General features: G+C 79.8%; 1 protein-coding gene. It reads right to left on the reverse strand.

Going from position 1 to position 342, the window contains the following annotated elements:
- Position 1: 1 nt before the first annotated feature.
- On the reverse strand, positions 2-342 hold a 341-nt coding region (locus VR45_RS17175; RefSeq protein WP_045940647.1), incomplete at its 5' end, for an oligopeptide/dipeptide ABC transporter ATP-binding protein.

Genomic DNA, 342 nt, shown 5'->3' on the forward strand with positions numbered 1-342 from the left:
GTCACCCCTCCGGGAAGTGGCAGGCGGCCCGGTGGTCGGGGGCCGGCGCACCCGCGGCCTCCGGCAGCGGGCCCGCGTCGGTGAGCGGCGGCGCCTCCGTCTCGCACCGGCCGCGTGACCCCGCGTCGAGTCCCGCGTACACCGGGCAGCGGGCGCGGAACGGGCAGCCGGTGTGCCGGACGGTGGGGGAGGGCGGGTCGCCGGCCAGCAGGATCCGGGTCCGGGTCCGTTCGGCGGCCGGGTCCGGCAGCGGGACGGCCGAGAGCAGCGCCCGGGTGTAGGGGTGGCGCGGGCGGTCGAAGACGGCGGACACCTCGCCCTGTTCGACCGTCCGCCCCAGGT

Source organism: Streptomyces sp. NRRL S-495, from assembly GCF_000966955.1.
Lineage (GTDB): Bacteria > Actinomycetota > Actinomycetes > Streptomycetales > Streptomycetaceae > Kitasatospora > Kitasatospora purpeofusca.